Genomic DNA, 19,476 nt, shown 5'->3' with positions numbered 1-19,476 from the left:
ACCGAATTCTGTGACTAAGAATGTCATCTTGTCTATCATTGAAGATCCCTATATCCTGTCGATTAGTATCCTTGGGATTATAGGGATTTTCCTATTCCTAATTTTAGCCAAATCAAGAAAAAGAGAACCCGAAAATTATCTTCCTTTTCTCCTACTTGCCCTGGTGTTTTTTTATGAGAATCTGGGAAGCTACCTCATGGTAAATAAAGCTTTCAATCAAAAAATTCACGAATGGCTATTCGATGTCCCTTTTCAGGGATGGAATGTATGGTCATTTAATTTATTTTATTCCCAGGTTTCAAAAGTCCTATTTCTCCTGATTATTCTGAATCACATCAAGGGAAGAAAATTAAAAAAAGTTACCTATGGACTTTTGATTTTCTTTTTAATCCTTTGCATTGGACTCCAATGGAGTGGCGTAGAACCGCTTTACGGCATCCAACCAATTATTTATTCAATCGGAAACTCATTCATCATCTTTGCTTGTGGTCTTTTTTTTATTGACTTGATTACGGATTCTTTTTATTTGGAACTGGATCCCTTGAAACTCTGGTTTTTTTGGTTTATCACTTTGACGCTATTCCAAAGCAGCCTGGTATTCCTATCCGAAGTATCGTTTGAGTACTTAGCCTTTCGCAACAAGCCCCTTTACTATTCATTGGTTTACATTTCACAGTTTCTTTACGTTTCTATGATGTTAAGTATTGTGGTCAAGTTTGCTTTGGAGAAGTTTTTCCCTAGGCCTAAAACCGCTCTAGTCCATGCTTGAACAGGACAACGAACTCGCCTTCTTGATTGTATCAGGCACTTTTCTAACGGCCTTGATGGGAACGTTCATCGTAGCCATGGTCGTGCTCCACCGGCAGCGGCAAGTCCAAAACCGTCAGAAAATTGATCAGTTGAAGGTCGAGTATGAGAAAACCTTGCTCAACATCGAAAATGAAATCCAGCAGGAGACCCTGACCCAGGTCGGCAGAGAACTCCACGACAACATCGGGCAGCTGCTTTCTTTGGCCAAACTCAACCTCAACTCCTCCAAACCAGAAAAGCAGGCTGAGGGGAAAGACTACATCAACCAGATCATCAAAGAAGTCCGGGCGCTATCCAAAACCCTCAACCTGGATTGGGTAGAGTCCATCACCATGGATGAATTCATTTCCCATCAATTGGAAAGAATCCAGTCAACCGGCTTCTGCAAAACTTCACTGGATTCCGACCACTCATTCAATCAGCTCCCGAAAGACCAAAAACTGATTCTTATCCGGGTCATTCAGGAATGCCTCAACAATGCTATCAAGCATGCACAACCGGATACCATCTCCATCCGAATTTATCAAAAGGGTTCAAAACGATCGATCGAAATCAAGGATGACGGAAAGGGCTTCGATTCCAGTATTAAAACCAACGGGAGCGGTCTGTATAACCTGTCCAAACGAATGGAGACTGTAGGAGGGAAATTTAATCTGACATCTGTAGTCGGAAAAGGTACACTGATCACATTGGAGTTGCCTTTGTGATATATCTGATTTAACTTCCCAAAAGATTAGTGCTTCACTCATCTTTTCCCACCACCACCTTACTTAAAATGATTCGGATTGCTCTGGCTGATGACCACAAGTTATTTGCAAAAGGATTAGAGGGACTTATCGAAGAACACGAAGGTTTTTTGGTGACCGGGCTGTTCCCAAACGGGAAGGAATTATTGGAGTTTTTGGAGAAAGAAGAAGTTGATCTCGTACTGACTGATCTCAATATGCCTATTGTTGACGGTTTTGGGGTTCTTCGCCATAGCAAAAAGCACTTCCCTAACCTCAAAGTAATCGTACTTTCCATGTATGATGAAGAGAAGATTTTTAAAGAATGCCTACAATTGGGGGCAGATGCATTTATTCTGAAAGACGCAGATCCGGATGAGTTGATTTTTACCATAATCGAAGTCTATGAGGGTCGATATGTCAAAAATTTTTCCCGCGTTATTCAACAAGCCGATCAAACACCCTTTTTTGATGCTTTCCGGGAAAAATACCGCCTTTCAAGAAGAGAGGCCCAAATACTGAAAATGATCAGTGACGGGATGCTTAATAAAGACATTGCCGAAAAGTTATGCCTGAGTATACAGACCATAGAAACCCACCGGAAAAATATCCATCAAAAACTTCAGGTAACTTCGCGAATTGATCTTATCAAAAAGGTCAACGAAATGCACCTTTGAACCTATCCTTACCGACTATGACTACTCCTGTTCGCACAGCTTTGGTTGGCTACGGCTCAGTGGCTGAAAAAATGCACGCACCGCTCATTTCGGTTTGCCCTGATCTGGACTTCACAGCAATTGTTGAACGGAACGGCAATCGATGTGAGGAGAAATACCCCAAAGTGAGGACATTTCGAAGTTTGGATGAACTTCTCGAAGCAGATGCGGCTGACCTGATCTGCATCACTACTCCCAATGAATTCCACTTCCCCATGGCCAAGCAGTGCCTATTGGCAGGCAAGCACGTGGTCGTAGACAAACCCGTGACGATCTATTCCCAGGAGGCAGAGGAGTTGGAAAAAATCGCTCAGGAAAAAGGACTGGTTTGCAGTGTATTTCACAACCGACGCTTCGATGGGGATTTCAGGACTCTGCAGCAACTCGTGGAAGAAAAAACACTTGGGGATCTGGTTTACCTGGAATCCCATTTTGACCGATTTAGACCTCAGGTTTCTGACAACTGGCGTGAAAAAGAAGTCCCGGGTAATGGCATCACCTACGACTTGGGTTCGCATCTGATCGATCAGGTAGTTCTGCTCTTCGGTAAGCCAAAAGCCATTTTTGCAGACATCCAATCGCAGCGAAAAAATGCTGTGGCAGACGATTACTTCGATATCGCACTTTATTATCCTAACCTAAAAGCCCGGGTTACAGCTGGAGTCTTGGTCAATGTACCCACGCCCAAGTTTATGCTTCTTGGGGACAAAGGAGCCTTTCAAAAGTACTTTTTGGACGTGCAGGAACAGGCTTTCAAGGAGGGAAAAAAGCCGGAAGGCCCAAACTGGGGAGTTGATCCCGAAGAAAGATGGGGGAAACTCTATCTGGAAAACGAAACTGTTCCTTATCCTACCGTTCCGGGAGATTACCGGATTTTTTACCAAAATGTGGCAAATGCCATCCTCCTCGGAGAACCATTGAAAGTGACTCTTTCTCAGACCATTTCGGTTTTGAAAATCATCGAAACAGCATTTATCTCCGCACGGGAAGGAAGAAAAATCAGCCAATCAGAAGGCAACTGGTAAGCAATTTTGGCTTGGACTTTGCCATAGAGGCAGTCCAACCAACAATTACTTACCATGAAAAAACTTCTTTTCCTTTCCCTTTTCCTGATGGGCCTAATTCAAGTAGCTCAAGCTCAAGTTAGTGCCGGCATCAATTTTCAAAATACCCGAACATTTATCACCGTAGGAACCGATCCGGACAAGGAGTTTTTTGGAGAGGGCAGGCTAGGTTTGGGAGATGACTTGGGCCTTGAATTGATGGGCGGCTACAATTTTGTGAGAAAAAGTGAAGTCAATGCCTATGTCGGAGCGAGTCTGGGTCTGTTTGGTGACGATAGCCGAAACAATGACCATGACCATGACGACGTGTATTTGGCCATTCCATTTGGGGTTCTAATCAAACCTTTCAACACCAAAAATTTTGGTTTTTTGATTGAAGCTGCGCCTGTATTCGCGGATGACCACGATGGTTACCTCCGGGGTGGGATCGGATTCAAATACACCTTTAGATAATCCGGTAACCTTCATTTAAGCTGGCCACAATTCGTTATGAATTGTGGCTTTTTTTGTAAAAAAAGAAGGAAATCAAATGCATATGAAAATTTTCTTCCTGCTTCAAGTCAATTTGTTTCTTTAATTTTGCGGCCTATGGCGAAGACAGAAACCCCGGGCGAAAACGCTCAATTGAAAGATATTATTTCCCATGCCAAAGAGTATGGGTTTGTGTACCCAAGTTCGGAGATCTACGATGGCCTTCAGGCTGTCTATGATTATGGCGCCTATGGGGTAGAATTGAAAAACAACCTGAAGCGACTTTGGTGGGAAACCATGACTCGCGTTTCCGACAATATTGTCGGCATTGATGCAGCTATTTTTATGCATCCGACCACCTGGAAAGCTTCCGGTCACGTGGACTCCTTCAACGATCCGATGATCGACAACAAGGACAGCAAGAAGCGCTACCGCGCCGACGTCTTGGTGGAAGAGCATGCTGCCAAACTGGAAAATGAAGGTCAGGTAGAAAAAGCGAGGTCCCTTACCGCTGCTTTGGCACGATTGCTTGAAGCCGAAGATCTGGCTGGAGTTCGTGATTTGATCACCAACGAAGGTATCAAATGCCCGATTTCCGGAACCTCCAACTGGACTGATGTACGTCAGTTTAACCTGATGTTTTCCACTCAGGTGGGTTCGGTGGCCGAAGATGCCTCAACCATTTACCTTCGTCCTGAGACTGCACAGGGGATATTTGTCAATTTCCTGAATGTACAGAAGACCGCCCGAATGAAGGTTCCTTTCGGAATCGCTCAGATCGGAAAAGCCTTCCGAAATGAAATAGTAGCCCGCCAGTTCATTTTCAGAATGCGAGAATTTGAGCAGATGGAGATGCAGTTTTTCGTACGCCCCGGCACCGAACTCGATTGGTATCAGAAGTGGGCAGATACCCGAATGAGATGGCATCTGGCTTTGGGTACGCCTGCAGCAAAACTTAGAAAGCATGACCATGAAAAGCTCGCCCACTACGCGAACGCAGCGATGGACATCGAGTTTGAATTTCCCTTTGGATTCAAAGAAGTGGAAGGAATCCACTCCAGAACTGACTTTGACTTGAAATCGCATCAGGAATACTCCAAGAAAAAGCAGCAGTACTTCGATCCGGAGATCAACCAAAACTACATCCCATATGTGATCGAGACCTCTATCGGTGCGGATCGATTGTTCCTGCTAACGCTTTGCAATGCATTTACCGAAGAGACGACGGAGGAAAAAAGCAGAACATACCTGAAGTTCCACCCGGCTATTGCTCCGGTAAAAGCTGCCATCCTTCCGATTGTTAAGAAAGACGGATTGCCGGAAAAAGCCCAGGAAATTGTGGAACTGCTTAAATACGATTTCAACATCATCTATGAAGATGCTGCGTCCATCGGTAAACGCTACACCCGGCAGGACTTGATCGGAACGCCTTTCTGCATCGCGGTGGATCATCAGACTCTGGAAGACAATACCGTGACTATTCGTCATCGGGACACCACCGAGCAGGAGCGTGTAGCCATCTCTGAGCTTCATGGCCGAATAGCTGAGGCGACAAGCTTCAGAAGGATATTTGAAAAACTCTGATTAGGTCCCTGAGCCTGTCGAAGGGGCCCCTCGACAAGCTCGGGGACCGATAAAAAAAGCCGTCAGAATTGAGTTTCTGACGGCTTTTTTTATTCGGATTCAATTTTCCAATGTTTCAATTTTCCAATTTTGGAATTCTTTAGAATTCAATCTTCCCCTTTTCATTTCCTTCACTTAGGAGTAGGCTTCGGGGGGATTTGGATTGGTTGTAGACATGGACAATGTTCTGCTGCCCGTCAAAATCATCCAGCAAAATGGTGTTTTGAACTTCCACTGACTTGGGGACTTCCGTGGCGGATGACTCCAGGTAAAACCAGGCGGCATCTTCCTCCACTTCGTATCCCAGCAAAGTGAGGGTTAGAGGCTTGGAGTTTACCCAAATCTGATTGTGCTTGAGCAGGTATTCTTTAACCTGACGATCCAGTTTGGCCTTATCCCTTGGATTCAGGAAATCAACCTTTTCATTGAAATTTTCCCCCAAAGCCACCTCTAGGTCATCCCAAAAAATCTTTTGGGCAATCTCCATTTTCTTGCTTGAGGGATTGAATCTGACTTCCGTCAAACTGATAAAAAACGGATGGAGTACGGCCATCAAAGCCCAACTGATCACGGAAATGTAAAGATGTTGCATTTGGTCAGGGCAATGTGCCTTTTGTGGGATTTATCCTGTATTATTGCCGCAATTTACTTCTTTCGAGGTAGCATCACCCAATTATGAGTTCATTTCAATTGTATTTCAAGCTCGGTTTACAGCATATTCTGGACATCCAGGGCTTTGACCATATCCTTTTTGTACTTGCCCTCTGTGCGGTTTATGTGGCAAGGGATTGGAAGAAAATTCTGATTCTGGTTACTGCGTTTACCATCGGGCACTCTCTGACGTTGGCTTTGGCCACCTTCAAAGTCATTCAGGTACGATCTGATGTCATTGAATTCATGATTCCGGTGACTATCGCCATCACTGCCTTGACCACCATTTTCAAACCCAAGCCTTCCACCGGTAAAGGCGTTCAGCTCAATTACCTCTATGCGGTGTTTTTTGGATTGATTCACGGATTGGGATTTTCCAATTATTTGAAAGAATTACTGGGAAAAGAAGCCAGCCTCTGGCAGCCGTTGTTGGCATTTAACCTGGGTTTGGAAGCCGGGCAAATCGTCATCGTCGTAGCATTTATCCTAGTCACCTCGTTGTTGAATCTTGCGGGGGTAAGCAGAAGAGAGTGGACCTTGATTGTCTCCTCTTTTGTATTAGGAGTGGCTTTTATGCTGATGCTGGAAACAAAATTCTGGTAAAACCCTTTAACTGAAGGGTTCTTTTGGAGTTATCGAAAAACAGATTTGAATTACTAGGATTTATTATAAAATGAAAAAACTACTAGCCATAGCAGCAGTCGGACTGGCAGGTCTGGCTCCGGTTTTTGCTCAGCAGACAGAGCAAAACCATGCCGTTCGTTTTGAGCAGTTGGGCACAATGCTCCGAACGCCAAATGTGTACCGCACGGCTTCCGGGGCTCCCGGACACATGTATTGGCAGCAGCAGGCCAACTATGTGATCGAAGTCGAGCTTAACGATGACAATCAGTCCATCAAAGGTTCCGAAACGGTTACCTACATCAACAATTCCCCTGATCAGCTCACCTACTTGTGGCTTCAGCTGGATCAAAACAACCGCGGAAAAGATTCCGATACCCCAAAAACAACTGAGTCAAGCATCGGGCCACGGATGAGCCTTCGGCAACTGGAAGGAATCCTTTGGCACTCGGATGACTACGATGTCAAAATCCACACGATCAAAGATTCCAATGGAAATCCTCTGAATATCGCCATCAACAAAACCATGATGCGGGTGGATCTCCCTCAGCCACTTAAGGCCGGAGAAAGCTTCACCTTTTCCATAGACTGGAGCTTCAATATCACGGATCGGGTAGGATTTATTGGTGGACGTCCTGGCTATGAGTTTTTCCCGAAAGACGGAAACTACCTCTACACTATTTCGGAATGGTTCCCTAGAATGGCTGTGTATTCGGATTTTCAGGGATGGCAAAACAAACAGTTCCTCGGAGCAGGTGAATTTGCCTTGACCTTTGGAAACTACGAAGTTCGAATCACCGTGCCTGCTGACCACATGGTGGGAGCCACAGGAGAGCTTCAAAACCCGGAAGAAGTGCTTTCGGCTACCGAATTGCAACGCTGGAACACGGCGAAAAAGACCTACGATAAGCCGGTCATCATCCGCACTCAGGCAGAAGCCGAGGCTTTGGAAAAGAAAAAAGCTACCGGAAAAAAGACCTGGGTTTATAAAGCTGACAACGTACGTGACTTTGCCTGGACTTCTTCCCGTAAATTCATCTGGGATGCCATGGCGGTAAAACAAGGTGGAAAAGACGTGATGGCTATGTCTTACTATGCCAAAGAAGCCAATCCACTTTGGGAGCAATATTCCACCCGTGTGGTAGCGCATACCATCAAATCTTATTCTTCCCACACGTTTGATTATCCGTACCCAACTGCCATTTCAGTAGAGGCAAGCAACGGAATGGAATATCCGATGATTTGCTTCAACTATGGCCGTCCGGATGCCGATGGTACCTACTCTGAGGCAATCAAAAACGGAATGATCGGAGTGATTATCCACGAAGTCGGACACAACTTCTTCCCGATGATCGTCAACTCCGACGAGCGTCAGTGGACTTGGATGGATGAGGGTTTGAATACCTTTATGCAGTTTATGGCAGAGCAGGAATGGGACCGTAACTTCCCTTCGCGCCGAGGTCCGGCACACAAGATCGTTCCTTACATGGCTAGTGAAAAAAGCTTGCTGGAACCGATCATGACCAATTCCGAAAACATCATACAATTTGGTCCAAATGCCTATGCCAAGCCGGCAACAGCTTTGAATATCCTACGTGAGACCGTGATGGGACGTGACTTGTTTGACTTTGCATTCAGGGAGTACGCGCGAAGATGGATGTTTAAGCATCCGACCCCTGATGATCTCTTCAGAACGATGGAAGATGCTTCTGCCGTGGATCTGGACTGGTTCTGGAGAGGTTGGTTTTACGGTACAGAGCCTGTGGATATTTCCATTGAAAACGTAAGCTGGTACAAACTCGACAACCGTACACCGGCTCAGAAAAAAGCAGATGCCAAGGCTGAATTTGACCGGGAGGAAATCTCAGTATCCAAGGAATTCAACAAAGCGGATGTGGAAAAAACCGTCATCGAATCCGATCCGGCCACTAGGGATTTCTACACCAGTTACAATCCATTTGCGGTGACACCGGAGGATGAGGAATCCTATAAGAAATTCATGGCGAGTCTGTCCGAAAAGGAAAAAGCTTTACTCAACAGCAATATGAACTTCTACGAGATGACCTTCAAAAACATGGGAGGACTCGTAATGCCTTTGATCATTGAGTTTCACTATGCGGATGGTACCTCAGAGATCGAACGGATTCCTGCCGAAATCTGGAGATTAAATGAATCCCAGGTCACTAAAGTCTTTGCAAAGCAAAAAGAAGTGGTGCGCGTTGTCCTCGATCCAAAGCGGGAAACTGCTGACATCGACGAAAGCAGCAACTACTGGCCAAGACAATATCAGCCGACCCGATTTGAGTTATTCAAAGGCGGAAGTGGTGTAAGAGGCGCTTCCACAGGAGACAATCCGATGAAAAAGGCGCAGAATAAAAAGTAAAATCAAGCCCCGAAGTAAACGCTTCGGGGCTTTTGCTTTAATTCCTTGAATGGGGAATAACCCCAACTTTTTTGGATTAAATTGATCCCATAAAAAACATTCACCCCTAATAACCTTTTACTATGAACTCGAAAAAAGGGATCACAATTGCCCTTCTTGCGTTTTTCACCCTGATTTCAGCAAGCCTTTTTGCCCAGAAAGGGAAACGGGACTTTTACGAACTGAGGATTTACCACATCGAAAATGCCAGTCAGGAAAGTCAAATTGACGGCTACCTGGAAAAAGCACTTTTGCCTGCCCTTCATCGAAATGGAGTGGCGAAAGTTGGGGTATTTAAGCCTATTGCTTCCCAACCGGATGCCGGGAAAAAGGTGTATCTCTTTATCCCCTATTCTTCCATGAAAGTCTATGAAAAAATGGCTGAAAAACTGGTCAAAGACCAAGCTTACCAGACTGCAGGATCGGCTTACATCAACGCTCCTTTTGATAACCCTCCCTATAAGCGAATCGAAAAAGCCTTTCTCCTTGCCTTCACCGGACATCCCAGATTTACAGAATCCAAAGTAACCGGTCCAAAGAAAGACCGGGTGTATGAGTTGAGGAGCTATGAAAGTCAAACTGAGCGCCTGCATGAGCAAAAAGTAAAAATGTTCAACGAGGGTGAAATGGACATTTTCACCAAACTGGAATTTAATCCGGTGTTTTACGGACAGGTGATTTCCGGTGCTTACATGCCCAATCTGATGTACATGACCACATTCTCCAATATGGAATCACGTGACGCACATTGGGATAAATTTCGAACTGACCCCGATTGGGAGCGCATGAAAGTGATGCCGGAATACCAAAACATCATGAACAAAAACGATCAGCGACTGCTGTATCCCACAGAATATTCCGATTTCTAAATCTTAGGGAATGAGCCGAATAATCGTTCTATTCGGCTCAACAAAGACCAAAGCCAAAATCCTACGCCTTGAGGATGATTTACCAATTCAAATTGATACCTTCTTATTAGATTTTGAATGAGTTAAACGAAATCTCCATGAAGTCTTTTCCGAAACTCCACCTTTGGTTACTTATTCCATTTGCTCTCACGCTCATTGGATTTAGTGGCTATTGGACGGGATTTTCGGAGGCTCCGCTTCGTTGGCATTTACATGGAATCTCGGCTACTGCGTGGTATCTGATTTTGATCATTCAGCCTTGGCTTTACCATAATCGCCCCATTCAAATCCATCGTAAAGTAGGCATGCTAGGGATCATCCTGGCGGGATTTGTCACTGCCTCAGCGATTGGTGTCATTCAGGGAAACCTCACTCAGCCGGATCAAAGTCCACTTTATGCCGTTCGATACAGCCTCTCTCTTCTGGATTTCATTTTCATCACCGGCTTTTTGGGATCGGTGATTGCTGCCATTTGGAATGCCAAAAACATCCAAGTTCATGCCCGATGGATGATCAGCACGGTCTTTTGGGTACTTTCTCCCGCCACAACCCGTTTGTCTTTTATCCCTTTGGGAATGATCTACCAACCCAAAGAATTTTCGGATTTTCCGTTTTCATGGGTAGAAGTATTAAGCTGGAATCAAGTTTTGGTCTTTTTTGTCGTGCTGGTTTTGATGGTTTTGGATTACCGCAAAGAGAAAAAAATATACCTGGCCTATGCCTTGGTTGCAATCGTACAACTAAGCTGTATCTGGATTGTACTTGCGCTGAAAGACGCCCCTTGGCTGATTTCGCTTTTCAACCACCTTTTCGAACTCTAATCAGAGCTGTCCGGCACCAAATTTATACCCCATCCAAGCTCCTCCAAGCATCAGCAGGAGCGTCAAAAAAATCAAAAGCAGGAGCGTGGAGAGCGGCATTTCCCAATCCACATCACCGATTTTGAATTTGACAGGTTTATTCCAGTTCATCGAAAAAGCAAGTGGTAATTGATCACTTCTTCAGGACTGCCTTCCAGCCTTTTTCCTCAAGTTGCGATGCAGATTCTTCAACCTTCTCACGAAGTCCGGTTTTGAAATCATCCATTTTTTTCCCCACTTCGGAATCGTAGGCTCCGACAATCGATGCAGCCAGAATTCCGGCATTTTTTCCTCCATTTAGTGCGACAGTTGCCACCGGAATTCCGCTTGGCATCTGCAAAATGGACAAAATACTATCCCAACCATCGATGGAATTAGAGCTTTTGACCGGTACTCCAATCACTGGCAAACTGGTCAGCGAAGCCACCATTCCCGGAAGATGCGCTGCGCCTCCTGCTCCTGCGATGATTACTTTAATACCCCTCCCACGGGCAGACTCGGCATAGTCGATCATGCGTCGAGGTGTCCTATGTGCACTCACCACAGTGAGCTCATAGGCGATTCCGAGTTCCTCGAGAAACTGGGCAGCTTCTGCCATGACGGGGAGGTCAGACTGACTTCCCATGATAATTCCTACCTGTGGGTTCATGAGATGGATTTTATTTTGATCAATTCTTTGATTCGGTGCGCACGGACCTTGAGTGCTTCAATACTTTCATCCAAAATGGTCACATGGCCCATTTTGCGGAATGGCTTCGTCAGCTTTTTCCCATAAAGGTGAATATAGACTCCTTTTTCAGCCATAGCTTCTTTTTTCCCCTCCACAATCACCGGACCGGAAAATCCGTCTTCGCCCAATAGATTAATCATGGCTGCAGGACATCTCAGGTCAGGATTCCCTAGCGGCCAGTTCATCACGGCACGAAGGTGCTGCTCAAACTGAGAAGTAAAATTGGCCTCAATAGTATGGTGACCGCTGTTGTGCGGACGGGGAGCAATTTCATTGACGAGTACTTCACCGGATTTTGTGACAAACATCTCCACTGCCAGGATTCCGACCATGTCCAACTTAAGGATGACTTCCTTTGCGATTTCCTGAGCTTTTGCCTCCACTTCTTCAGAGATTTCTGCCGGAGCAAAAAGGAACTCCACCAGGTTGGCAGTCGGGTGAAAAGCACATTCCACCGAAGGATAGGCAACGAGATCACCGTTTTCATTTCTGGCTACGGTGACGGCAATTTCCTTATCGAAATCGATCAGCTTTTCCAATAATCCCTGCGCATCAAAGGCCTGGCCCAAATCCGCTTCAGATCTGAGGATTTGCACGCCACGGCCGTCGTAGCCTTCCTTTCCAAGCTTATTCACGGCAGGAAGGAACTCCTTCTTCGCAATGACGTCGGCTTTGTTTTCAGTCAAAATAAATTCAGCAGTGGGAATTCCCTGCTGCTGGTAAAACTGCTTTTGCTCACGCTTGTCTTGGATGAGTTTGAGAATGTGGGGTTGAGGAAATACCTTTTTCCCCTCTTCAGCCAACTTCTGAAGTGCATCGGTATTAACTGCCTCGATCTCCACAGTAATCACATCACAGTTTTTGCCAAACCCATAAACGGTGTCAAAATCCTTGAGTGAACCTACTTGAAAGTTCTGAGCAATGTCCTTGCAAGGCGCGTTGGGATCAGGATCAAGAATATGAATGTCCTGATTGTAATTGATCGCGGACTGGATCAGCATTCGACCGAGTTGACCGCCACCAAGTACTCCAAGGATTTGGGAAGGTGATTTCGTAGTCATAGAGACCCCAAAATTAGAAGAATTGACTTGAAATTGGGGTATTTAATCCTTCCCAAGTTCAAATAGCAAGTCACAGGACTCATTTGATGAAATTCAACAGCACTACAACCATTGCAATGATCAACAAAACATGGATTAAGAATTGATTTTGATCCAATTTTCCTCTTTAATCCCTGGCTATTTAATTCTGAAACTTTATTCCCATCAGCTCCATGAGCTTGTGGGCATTGAAACTTGGACAGGGGCCGTTTTTGATTTTGTAATCGAAATGGATTGTCTGGTCGAGGATTTCGGAGTGGAAGGAATAATTGATGACTTTCTCTACTGATTTCTCCAAAGAGGACAATTCGATATCGTGCGTGCTGATGATACCAAAGCCTTTGGTCTTGAGGATTTGAAGAATTAGAGCCTCCGATCCAGAAACCCTGTCCTGTGTATTGGTTCCTTTGAGAATCTCATCCAACAGAAAAAAAAGTGGCTCGCCGGATTCGAGTCGTTCGATCAATTGATGAATCCGACTCAATTCTGCATAAAATGAACTGACACTTTCACCAAGATTATCGGAATTGCGCATGCTGGTGTAGAGTTGGATTGGACCGAGTGTTAGACTTTTCCCAAAAGGACTTAGGCCCAGATTTCCCAAAACACAGTTGATCCCCAAGGTTCGCATGAAAGTGGTCTTTCCGCTCATATTGGCACCGGTGAGAATGACTATTTTACGACTCGGATCAAAATCAACCGAATTGCCGATGGCCTTCCCAGGCGCAATCAGCGGATGAGTCAAGTCTTGCCCCGATAGTCCGACACCATCGGTCCAATCAAACTTCCCTGATCCTTCCAACTCGGATTCAAAGGCGCCTAAAGAAACCCAAACTTCCCAGTTTTCGAGATTTTCCGGAAGATGACTGAGCGATTGCCCCACCCGGTTTTTCCAAGCTGAGAGTCGGATAAAAAGAAGAAAATCCGTCCAAAAAAGCAGATTGATTGGCAGATATAACAGATTTATCCGATTCTGTGCCCAAAGACCCAATTGGTCTAATTCTCTCAAAAGCACCGAAGCTCCAACTCCCGAGCCACTCAACGCTGCTTTTTCTTTTCTCAAAGCCGAAGAGAGGAAATCTTCCTTTTCAATCAGTTCGGTTCTCACCAAAAAAGACTGGAGCGTGGTGGCAGATGGGATTGCTTCAGCTGCTGCCTTCAGTGGATGAAAAATCCTGCTGAGCAAGCCAACCCCAGTCAAGATCCAAATCCCCAAAGCGGCTTCGGGAATAATTCCCATGAAGACCAAAACAAGAAGCGACACTCCACCAACCGGTCCGGCAACAGACAAAAGCCGATAAAGACTGGAGGATTTTTCAGGTTGACCCAACCATTCCGTCCATTTACCAGATATTTCGTCCTTCCGGAAAGCCAATCCCGAAGCCTCCATCGCCTGAAGGAACAAATGTTTGCCCGCTAGCTCTGAGACTGCCTCAGCTCGGGCAGTAGATTCCTCTCGATCAAATCGTCTTTTCATGAGACTAGCCAATCGGTCTTTCCCTCCTTTGGAAACCGTATGGTTCAGAAGCTGAAAAAGAGAATGATCCCCAAAAAGGTCCAAATCACTGGAAAAAGGATGATTCTTTTCCGAGTATTCACTTCCTGAATCCAAACCGGAAAGCGTTCGCTTGATTCTTTTATCAGCCTGATCCCCCATTTTTTGCAAGGATAGGTAAATGGCTTCCTGGTCTTTTTGAAAATTGTACCAGCCAACTAATTTGATGAAAAACCAGGCAGCCAAAATCCCAGGAGCAAACCAAATTGGATGCTCCGCCAATCCTAAAATCAGCACAGCAGCCATTCCAAAAAAAACACCCAATCTATACATACTCAATCGGACCGCTTTCTTCCGGATTGCCTGAAGCTTGAGCATCAACTCCTCACTGTCAAAATCAAATTCAACCATGGACAAATATAGACAAAGGGCTATTTGGGAATCAGAAAATATAAATGCAACATTATTGCATAAATTCCGTCTGGTCACTAGGTTTGAGGAAGAAATTTCACCTGATGATGACACTGGAAAAGTACAGGTTTGTGGCTTGGTTCGCTTTGGTAATACTGGTCGGACTGTCTGCCTTCACTGCTCCTCAGAGCCGACTTTGGGAGCTTTTCGCAAAAACTACTTTTCATGAAAAATTCAATAAAGCACACGGCGTCTATTTCTACTTTCCCAAGTTTGGGTCCGAATTGCTCGCCCTTCAGGGCAAAACTGTAGAGCTCCAGGGCTTTTACATCCCTCTTGATACCAGTCCTTCCAAAACGTTGATTTTGTCCAAATACCCTATGGCTGAATGCTTCTTTTGCGGTGGGGCAGGCCCGGAAAGCATTGCCGTGGTCTACCTAAAATCTCCACCAAACCGACGACCCAAACTTGATCAAATCCTCAAAGTTCGTGGCATTCTTCAACTCAATGCAACCGATGTGGAAGAGATGACCTTCATCATTCAAAACGCAGAAATTATCCCATGAATCCTATCAAAAAACTCCCTGTCACTGTATTGAGTGGCTTTTTGGGTGCAGGAAAAACTACACTTCTCAACCACATCCTTCACAATAAAGAGGGCCTCAAAGTCGCAGTCATCGTCAACGATATGGGTGAAGTCAATGTAGACGCACAGCTTATTTCTCAGGGAAACACCCTTTCCAGAACTGATGAAAAACTTGTCGAAATGAGCAACGGGTGCATCTGCTGCACACTCAGAGAAGATCTGATGATCGAGATCGAAAAACTGGCAATTGAAAACCGCTTTGACTACTTACTCATAGAGAGCACAGGCATCTCTGAACCGCTTCCTGTGGCCCAGACCTTCAGTTTTGTAGATGAGGAAAAAGGAATCGACCTGTCCAGATTCAGCCGGCTCGATACCCTAGTGACTGTGGTCGATGCGTTCAATTTCCCAAAGCAGTTTGGCAGCGGAGAAACTGTCCATTCATCAGGACTCAACTCTGACGAGGAGGATCAGCGGTCCATCGTCAATCTGCTGACCGATCAGATCGAGTTTGCAAACGTGATCCTGCTCAACAAAACTGACCTTGTCAGTCCCGAACAGGCAGGAGAGCTCAGGGCCATTTTGCGAAAGCTCAATCCGAATGCCACCATTCTGGAAACTCAGCACGGAAAGGTAGACCCTAAAACTATCCTGGATACCAGACTATACGATGCTGCTGCCCTGGAAGGAACCGAGGCCTGGCAGGAGGAACTGACCAAAGAGCATACACCTGAAACCGAAGAGTATGGCATCCGAAGTTTTGTATTCCGCGACCGTAGGCCTTTCCACCCCGAGCGATTCTGGAACTTCATAAGCCAAAGCTGGCCAGCCAGCATTATACGCAGTAAAGGGCTGTTTTATCTCGCTTCGAGAAAAGACCAAGCCATCTCCTGGTCCCAAGCTGGAGGCAGCCTCAAAGCCGACCCGATAGGTGTATGGTGGGCTTCGATGCCATTCAGCCAAAGAATCCAATATGCGTCCTACCTCGAGAACCAAAAAACGATCGAAAGCAAATGGGACAAACGCTACGGGGACCGGATGAACGAACTGGTCCTGATAGGTCAATATCCCGATGAAAAAGTCATTCAAAAAGAACTGGAAAACTGTCTTCTGACACCTCTCGAGCTGGAATCTTACTTCAATGGTAAACCTTTTAAAGACAATTGGCCGTTTTAAAGGAAATATGATAGACATGAAAAAGTCCAAACCTACTCAAACCATTGCTGAAGAATGGGATCTAAGCGAAGGAATGGGGATTTTGCCAGACGATATTCCTTTTACCCAAAACATCGGCTGCGCCGGGGGGAAGTCCCCAAAAAGTAAAAAAGATGAATCCCAAAAAAAGAACGAACTCAACAAGTAAATAATCACCCTCATAAACACCATGCAATCAAGTATGGCTCAGGTGGCTCAAACAGGTATGATTATTGCCAAACAAGATTCTCCCGAGACTATCCTTCCCAAAGCAAGTTCGGAAAACCCTTTTTAACTAATGAAAAACAAATCATAAGCTTATGAAAAACGCACTTTTGAATCGAATTGGATTGATGTTGGTCTTTGCATCAGTCTTTCTGGCCTCCTGTAGTGAAGATGAACCTCCTTACAATCCAGAGTCCGCTGTGGCAACAGTTGAAGATGAATTTGTGATCAATGCCAGCTTTGAAGATCTGGACAACTTGACGATCGGCGTAATGCAATCCAGCGGATTGGGCTTACGAACGCAAGGGACCCAAACAATTTGCGAAGGGGCAATCGTTAACCATGACCTCAACGGAAAAAAAATCACGGTTAACTTTGGCTCAGGTTGCACAGGTCCGCAGGGAGTGGTAAGAAAAGGCAAACTAACATTCTCCTATACAGGCACAAATTTTCTTTTCCCCGGAACATCCATTGTAACCACTTTCGAAGGATATGAAGTGAATGGTCTCAAAATCGAGGGAACGAGAACACTTACCAATACGGGAATCAACTTGGCCACCTCCACCATTACCTTAGGAGTGAAAATCGATAATGCTAAAATCACCTGGCCCGACAATACATTCGTGACCTACAACAGTACTCAGGTCCGCCAGCTGAAACTGACCAATACCGGATATGAATCCACCATTACGGGTACGGCTTCCGGAAAAAACAGAGCAAATGTCGCATACACGGCAACTATAACAGAAGACTTGGCCATTAAGCAGGCATGTGTGCTTTCGGGAATTTATATCCCTATCGCAGGTACTCTTGAACTCACTTTTGAAGGAGTTCCGATTACTGCAGATTACGGAGATGGAGCTTGCGACAAGGTAATCCTGATCACTTATCCCGGCGGAACCAAAGAGGTTACGGTTGATTGATCCCTTTTGAAATCAAAAAAATGGCTGCTCGAAGGAGTGGCCATTTTTTTTTTTTTGCTTTTATGAAACTGAATGGGTTAAAAAAGCAGGCCTAAGAAATTTTCTGAAAAACAAGAATCAACCTATACCAAAATCGACACCTGCCAACGGAATGCCCAGTGCCAAGAAATTCGATAGTTTTTGATATCGGCTAGGGCTAAAATCCGCTCCCAATCCTTTTTGGAGAATGCCCTCAAAACTGAAAGCGGACCATCATGCTGGACCATGGGGGATTTTGAAAATAAACGAGTCAAAAATCGGATGCTGTAATAGGCCACGGGATTGCGGTGAAGGTCATTGATGATAATTCCGAGTTTGGCCTTTTTTCGGAAGGACCTGAATAAGGTAACCAACTCCTCGTCCGTAAAATGATGCGTAAAAAGCGTACATGTCAGCATATCGGTTTTTCCTTTTTGGAACTCCTCCGAAAAAACATTTTGAACTTCCCAGTCAATTCCGTCCAGATCAGCGAGCCTTTTTTTCGCCAGTTCGATGGTATTTGGATTGGCATCCACTCCGGTCAGTTTGACTTGAAGCTTTCGGCTTTTTGCCCAGTTGTGCATGACTCTGAGCATGTCCCCTCCACCACAGCCCACATCACAGATGGAGTAGGAAGATTGGGGAAAATCCCTGACAAGTCTGTCAAGGCCATTGGTCGTCACCTGATTCCCTCCCAACCAGCGGTTGATGGTCTTCAGTTCACGAAGGGTCTGTTCCAATACCGGCCCGGAGTATTCCAGATCATCCATGATCTCTTTTTGGTAACTCCTTTGGGAAAAAATACTCATCGCTTTTCCAAATGAAGGGTTTCCAAGGTCAAGCCCGGCCCAAAGCCCATCGAAAGAATATCTCCTTGGACATCCGCGTCTTTCATCATGCGATCCAGCACAAAAAGAATGGTAGCAGATGACATGTTACCAAATTTCCGAAGTACCTCCATAGAATGCAGATTGACCTCTGGCCCCAGACCAAACGCCTCTTGCACCTTTTGGAGAATCTGTTTTCCCCCAGGATGGATGGCAAAATTCCGAATCTGACTGAGTCGAAACTTTCTCTCAAAAGTTTCTTTCAGCTGTCGAATTCCCTGATCCAACAAGTTTGGGATGTATTTGCTAAGTCTCATTTCAAACCCAAAATCTCCAATCCCCCAGGCCATATCCTGTTCTCCTTCCCGCAACACCTGGCTGAGGTAGGAATTGATCTTAAGTCCTTTTTCGGAATTCATCACCAAAGCAGCCGCAGCTCCATCCCCAAAAAGTGAATTAGCAAGGATATTGTCTTCGGAATACTCCTTTTGAAAGTGAAGCGTACAAAGTTCCACGGAAACCACCAAAACCTTTGCCTCAGGTTCGGCCCTTAGGATTTTGTCGGCCAGCTTCAGCCCGGTAAATGCCGCATAGCATCCCATGAAGTGAATACAATATCGCTCGACCGCATCGCTCAGACCAAGTTTTTCCATCAGTTGCAATTCCACTCCCGGCGCCACCATCCCCGTACAGGAGACAAGAATGAGGTGGGTCAAGGATCCGCTCGTTTCTCCGACTTGATTCAGGCAAGACAGCGCAGCCTCCGCGGCAAGGTCTGGAGCCGTTGTCTGGAAAACTTCCATTCTGGCTTTGGTGCCTGGAAAAGGAGAGAGGGTTTGGTTATTTGGGAAAAATGAGAAATCCTCCACACTCAATTTGTCAAAATCATTCAGCACACTGTGCCTGCTTTCGATTCCTGACATACGATAGAGAAATCCAAGTTTTCGTCCTTCAACTTCATCGAGCTGGTGAGCCAGTTTCATAAATCGGGCAATTTCGGACTGGGGGATCGGCAGACCCGGATTGGTAATACCGATGCTAACAATACTGGAATTCATCAAATCAAGTTAAGTGAATATTTCTAAATTGAGTGCTA

General features: G+C 45.4%; 21 protein-coding genes. 14 read left to right on the top strand and 7 right to left on the bottom strand.

The annotated features are described in order from the left end of the window. Window positions 1-10 precede the first annotated feature (10 nt). The 6 genes from D0X99_RS02230 (at window position 11) to D0X99_RS02205 (ending at window position 5,370) form a co-directional block, all read left to right on the top strand. Window positions 11-769: a hypothetical protein gene (locus D0X99_RS02230; RefSeq protein WP_119476003.1), complete on the top strand. Its 759-nt coding sequence runs from the start codon at window positions 11-13 to the stop codon at window positions 767-769. Then, entirely contained in the window at window positions 762-1,517 is a 756-nt protein-coding gene (locus D0X99_RS02225) for a sensor histidine kinase (RefSeq protein ID WP_119476002.1), read from the top strand. The genes D0X99_RS02230 and D0X99_RS02225 overlap by 8 nt, the downstream gene beginning before the upstream one ends. A gap of 68 nt (window positions 1,518-1,585) precedes the next feature. Further along, window positions 1,586-2,212 (top strand): response regulator, encoded by a 627-nt coding sequence (locus D0X99_RS02220; protein ID WP_119476001.1) that lies wholly within the window; start codon window positions 1,586-1,588, stop codon window positions 2,210-2,212. Window positions 2,213-2,229: 17 nt separating this feature from the next. Continuing rightward, window positions 2,230-3,276, top strand: a complete 1,047-nt coding sequence (locus D0X99_RS02215; RefSeq protein WP_119476000.1) for a Gfo/Idh/MocA family oxidoreductase — start codon at window positions 2,230-2,232, stop codon at window positions 3,274-3,276. A 54-nt stretch (window positions 3,277-3,330) separates the two neighbouring features. Further along, window positions 3,331-3,768: an outer membrane insertion C- signal gene (locus D0X99_RS02210; RefSeq protein ID WP_119475999.1), complete on the top strand. Its 438-nt coding sequence runs from the start codon at window positions 3,331-3,333 to the stop codon at window positions 3,766-3,768. Between the two features lie 135 nt (window positions 3,769-3,903). Then, a complete protein-coding gene (locus D0X99_RS02205; protein ID WP_119476388.1) occupies window positions 3,904-5,370 on the top strand; it encodes a glycine--tRNA ligase in 1,467 nt (488 codons plus the stop codon). Between the two features lie 139 nt (window positions 5,371-5,509). On the opposite strand, the gene D0X99_RS02200 is transcribed toward D0X99_RS02205, so the two are convergent. Continuing rightward, complete coding sequence (locus D0X99_RS02200) at window positions 5,510-6,001, bottom strand: DUF6702 family protein (RefSeq protein ID WP_119475998.1); 492 nt, start codon at window positions 5,999-6,001, stop codon at window positions 5,510-5,512. An 83-nt stretch (window positions 6,002-6,084) separates the two neighbouring features. Between D0X99_RS02200 and D0X99_RS02195 the strand changes: the two genes are divergently transcribed. From D0X99_RS02195 to D0X99_RS02180, 4 genes are all read left to right on the top strand, one after another. Further along, on the top strand, window positions 6,085-6,663 hold the full coding sequence (locus tag D0X99_RS02195; protein ID WP_119475997.1) for a HupE/UreJ family protein: 579 nt from the start codon (window positions 6,085-6,087) through the stop codon (window positions 6,661-6,663). 70 nt (window positions 6,664-6,733) lie between these two features. Further along, on the top strand, window positions 6,734-9,064 hold the full coding sequence (locus D0X99_RS02190) for a M1 family metallopeptidase (protein WP_119475996.1): 2,331 nt from the start codon (window positions 6,734-6,736) through the stop codon (window positions 9,062-9,064). A 122-nt stretch (window positions 9,065-9,186) separates the two neighbouring features. Further along, complete coding sequence (locus D0X99_RS02185) at window positions 9,187-9,972, top strand: NIPSNAP family protein (RefSeq protein WP_119475995.1); 786 nt, start codon at window positions 9,187-9,189, stop codon at window positions 9,970-9,972. A gap of 137 nt (window positions 9,973-10,109) precedes the next feature. Then, on the top strand, window positions 10,110-10,832 hold the full coding sequence (locus tag D0X99_RS02180) for a hypothetical protein (RefSeq protein WP_119475994.1): 723 nt from the start codon (window positions 10,110-10,112) through the stop codon (window positions 10,830-10,832). Here the strand turns inward: D0X99_RS02180 and D0X99_RS20500 are convergent, their stop codons facing one another. The 4 genes from D0X99_RS20500 to D0X99_RS02165 all read right to left on the bottom strand — a co-directional run bounded on the left by D0X99_RS20500 (window position 10,833) and on the right by D0X99_RS02165 (window position 14,607). Next, window positions 10,833-10,982 (bottom strand): hypothetical protein, encoded by a 150-nt coding sequence (locus D0X99_RS20500; protein ID WP_199707963.1) that lies wholly within the window; start codon window positions 10,980-10,982, stop codon window positions 10,833-10,835. Window positions 10,983-11,004: 22 nt separating this feature from the next. After that, on the bottom strand, window positions 11,005-11,520 hold the full coding sequence (gene purE, locus D0X99_RS02175) for a 5-(carboxyamino)imidazole ribonucleotide mutase (protein WP_119475993.1): 516 nt from the start codon (window positions 11,518-11,520) through the stop codon (window positions 11,005-11,007). Further along, window positions 11,517-12,662 carry a 5-(carboxyamino)imidazole ribonucleotide synthase gene (locus D0X99_RS02170; RefSeq protein WP_119475992.1) on the bottom strand — a complete coding sequence of 382 codons (1,146 nt, stop codon included), beginning with the start codon at window positions 12,660-12,662 and terminating at the stop codon, window positions 11,517-11,519. The genes purE and D0X99_RS02170 overlap by 4 nt, the downstream gene beginning before the upstream one ends. Before the next feature lie 181 nt (window positions 12,663-12,843). Next, the gene (locus D0X99_RS02165) at window positions 12,844-14,607 is read right to left on the bottom strand and encodes a MutS-related protein (RefSeq protein WP_119475991.1); all 1,764 of its coding nucleotides are present in this window, start codon (window positions 14,605-14,607) and stop codon (window positions 12,844-12,846) included. A gap of 104 nt (window positions 14,608-14,711) precedes the next feature. On the opposite strand from D0X99_RS02165, the gene D0X99_RS02160 reads away from it, so the two are divergent. From D0X99_RS02160 to D0X99_RS02150, 4 genes are all read left to right on the top strand, one after another. Next, on the top strand, window positions 14,712-15,173 hold the full coding sequence (locus D0X99_RS02160) for a hypothetical protein (protein ID WP_233553628.1): 462 nt from the start codon (window positions 14,712-14,714) through the stop codon (window positions 15,171-15,173). Next, window positions 15,170-16,369, top strand: coding sequence for a GTP-binding protein (locus tag D0X99_RS02155; protein ID WP_119475990.1), 1,200 nt, complete (start codon window positions 15,170-15,172; stop codon window positions 16,367-16,369). Before D0X99_RS02160 ends, D0X99_RS02155 begins: the two co-directional genes overlap by 4 nt. 16 nt (window positions 16,370-16,385) lie before the next feature. Then, window positions 16,386-16,556, top strand: coding sequence for a hypothetical protein (locus D0X99_RS20495; RefSeq protein WP_199707960.1), 171 nt, complete (start codon window positions 16,386-16,388; stop codon window positions 16,554-16,556). Between the two features lie 151 nt (window positions 16,557-16,707). Continuing rightward, window positions 16,708-17,535: a hypothetical protein gene (locus D0X99_RS02150; RefSeq protein WP_119475989.1), complete on the top strand. Its 828-nt coding sequence runs from the start codon at window positions 16,708-16,710 to the stop codon at window positions 17,533-17,535. 122 nt (window positions 17,536-17,657) lie between these two features. Here the strand turns inward: D0X99_RS02150 and D0X99_RS02145 are convergent, their stop codons facing one another. Further along, entirely contained in the window at window positions 17,658-18,362 is a 705-nt protein-coding gene (locus D0X99_RS02145; RefSeq protein ID WP_119475988.1) for a methyltransferase domain-containing protein, read from the bottom strand. After that, the gene (locus D0X99_RS02140) at window positions 18,359-19,438 is read right to left on the bottom strand and encodes a type III polyketide synthase (protein WP_119475987.1); all 1,080 of its coding nucleotides are present in this window, start codon (window positions 19,436-19,438) and stop codon (window positions 18,359-18,361) included. The genes D0X99_RS02145 and D0X99_RS02140 overlap by 4 nt, the downstream gene beginning before the upstream one ends. Window positions 19,439-19,476 lie beyond the last annotated feature (38 nt).

It is taken from the genome of Algoriphagus lacus (assembly GCF_003583985.1).
Taxonomy (GTDB): domain Bacteria; phylum Bacteroidota; class Bacteroidia; order Cytophagales; family Cyclobacteriaceae; genus Algoriphagus; species Algoriphagus lacus.
The sequence above is the reverse complement of the archived record's forward strand: the minus strand, read 5'-3'. Positions and strand labels throughout refer to the sequence as shown.

What these genes read in the sequence shown, in the direction of transcription:
- D0X99_RS02215 (WP_119476000.1), top strand. Translation starts at nt 2,230, where the DNA reads ATGACTACTCCTGTTCGCACAGCTTTGGTTGGCTACGGCTCAGTGGCT.
- D0X99_RS20500 (WP_199707963.1), bottom strand. Translation starts at nt 10,982, where the DNA reads ATGAACTGGAATAAACCTGTCAAATTCAAAATCGGTGATGTGGATTGG.
- D0X99_RS02225 (WP_119476002.1), top strand. Translation starts at nt 762, where the DNA reads ATGCTTGAACAGGACAACGAACTCGCCTTCTTGATTGTATCAGGCACT.
- D0X99_RS02200 (WP_119475998.1), bottom strand. Translation starts at nt 6,001, where the DNA reads ATGCAACATCTTTACATTTCCGTGATCAGTTGGGCTTTGATGGCCGTA.
- D0X99_RS02155 (WP_119475990.1), top strand. Translation starts at nt 15,170, where the DNA reads ATGAATCCTATCAAAAAACTCCCTGTCACTGTATTGAGTGGCTTTTTG.
- D0X99_RS02180 (WP_119475994.1), top strand. Translation starts at nt 10,110, where the DNA reads ATGAAGTCTTTTCCGAAACTCCACCTTTGGTTACTTATTCCATTTGCT.
- D0X99_RS02210 (WP_119475999.1), top strand. Translation starts at nt 3,331, where the DNA reads ATGAAAAAACTTCTTTTCCTTTCCCTTTTCCTGATGGGCCTAATTCAA.
- D0X99_RS02190 (WP_119475996.1), top strand. Translation starts at nt 6,734, where the DNA reads ATGAAAAAACTACTAGCCATAGCAGCAGTCGGACTGGCAGGTCTGGCT.
- D0X99_RS02220 (WP_119476001.1), top strand. Translation starts at nt 1,586, where the DNA reads ATGATTCGGATTGCTCTGGCTGATGACCACAAGTTATTTGCAAAAGGA.
- D0X99_RS02140 (WP_119475987.1), bottom strand. Translation starts at nt 19,438, where the DNA reads ATGAATTCCAGTATTGTTAGCATCGGTATTACCAATCCGGGTCTGCCG.
- D0X99_RS02195 (WP_119475997.1), top strand. Translation starts at nt 6,085, where the DNA reads ATGAGTTCATTTCAATTGTATTTCAAGCTCGGTTTACAGCATATTCTG.
- D0X99_RS02170 (WP_119475992.1), bottom strand. Translation starts at nt 12,662, where the DNA reads ATGACTACGAAATCACCTTCCCAAATCCTTGGAGTACTTGGTGGCGGT.
- D0X99_RS20495 (WP_199707960.1), top strand. Translation starts at nt 16,386, where the DNA reads ATGAAAAAGTCCAAACCTACTCAAACCATTGCTGAAGAATGGGATCTA.
- D0X99_RS02150 (WP_119475989.1), top strand. Translation starts at nt 16,708, where the DNA reads ATGAAAAACGCACTTTTGAATCGAATTGGATTGATGTTGGTCTTTGCA.
- D0X99_RS02185 (WP_119475995.1), top strand. Translation starts at nt 9,187, where the DNA reads ATGAACTCGAAAAAAGGGATCACAATTGCCCTTCTTGCGTTTTTCACC.
- D0X99_RS02145 (WP_119475988.1), bottom strand. Translation starts at nt 18,362, where the DNA reads ATGAGTATTTTTTCCCAAAGGAGTTACCAAAAAGAGATCATGGATGAT.
- D0X99_RS02165 (WP_119475991.1), bottom strand. Translation starts at nt 14,607, where the DNA reads ATGGTTGAATTTGATTTTGACAGTGAGGAGTTGATGCTCAAGCTTCAG.
- D0X99_RS02160 (WP_233553628.1), top strand. Translation starts at nt 14,712, where the DNA reads ATGATGACACTGGAAAAGTACAGGTTTGTGGCTTGGTTCGCTTTGGTA.
- purE (WP_119475993.1), bottom strand. Translation starts at nt 11,520, where the DNA reads ATGAACCCACAGGTAGGAATTATCATGGGAAGTCAGTCTGACCTCCCC.
- D0X99_RS02205 (WP_119476388.1), top strand. Translation starts at nt 3,904, where the DNA reads ATGGCGAAGACAGAAACCCCGGGCGAAAACGCTCAATTGAAAGATATT.